1 protein-coding gene and 1 pseudogene are annotated in these 887 nt (G+C 55.0%); both read left to right on the plus strand.

Annotated elements, in window-relative coordinates; all coding sequences use genetic code 11:
• A pseudogene (locus FEAC_RS15740) lies at positions 1-424 on the plus strand (hypothetical protein); the annotation flags it as partial.
• Positions 354-887, plus strand: a 534-nt coding sequence (locus tag FEAC_RS14375; RefSeq protein ID WP_419195376.1) for a Mu transposase domain-containing protein, incomplete at its 3' end; no start/stop codon positions are given. The pseudogene FEAC_RS15740 and the gene FEAC_RS14375, both read left to right, overlap by 71 nt.

The following is an 887-nucleotide window of genomic DNA, read 5'->3' on the forward strand; positions in this document are numbered from 1 at the left end:
GGCATCCAAGTATGACCCGGTATTCAACGAGAGCTACCTGGAGTGGGCCAGGCACTATGAGGTCACGATTCTACCAGCTAGACCCCGAAAGCCTCGAGATAAGGCCGCCGTTGAAGGAGGAGTCCTGATCGTCGAACGCCAGATCCTCGCCAGGCTCCGTCACGTCAAGTTCTTCTCCCTGTACGAGCTCAACCAGGCAATCTACGAGCTCTTAGAGGAGCTAAACGCTCAAGGGTTCCAAAGACGGGAGGGGACCAGAAAGAGCGTGTTTGAGGCTGTGGACAAGCCAGTGATGCGTCCTCTCCCTACAACTAGCTATGAATATGCGGAGTGCCAAGCGGTTCAAAGTCCAGATGAACTACCACGTACGGGTCCTAGACGGCTATTACTCGGTACCCTACGATCTGGTCGGCCAAACTCTTGATGTACGGGTTACCAGAACCACAGTGGAGATCTTCTCGGCTGGAGTGCGCATAGCGAGTCACCGACGATGCGAGAGGAAGGGTCAGTACCAGACTTCTTTTGCGCACATGCCCTCGAGTCACCAGGCCCAGGCATCATGGACCCCGGCAAGGATACTCAAGTGGGCTCGGACGATAGGACCAAGTACCCAGGTGGTCTGTGAGACGATCATGTCTGGGAGGCACTACCCAGAACAAGGCTTTAACCAGTGCAGAGGCATCTTCAACTTGGCATCGAAGGTCTATACCCCAGAGCGTGTCGAGGCGGCATGTGAGAGAGCAATAGCGATCCATAGCCCCCTGTACAAGAGCGTGGTCTCTATCTTGAAAAACGGACTCGATGCCTTCCCACTGACGCCACCGGCTGGACCACCACCTATTGAGCATCAAAACATCAGGGGAACCGAGTACTACAAGGAACTGCTC

This window comes from Ferrimicrobium acidiphilum DSM 19497 (genome assembly GCF_000949255.1).
GTDB lineage: Bacteria > Actinomycetota > Acidimicrobiia > Acidimicrobiales > Acidimicrobiaceae > Ferrimicrobium > Ferrimicrobium acidiphilum.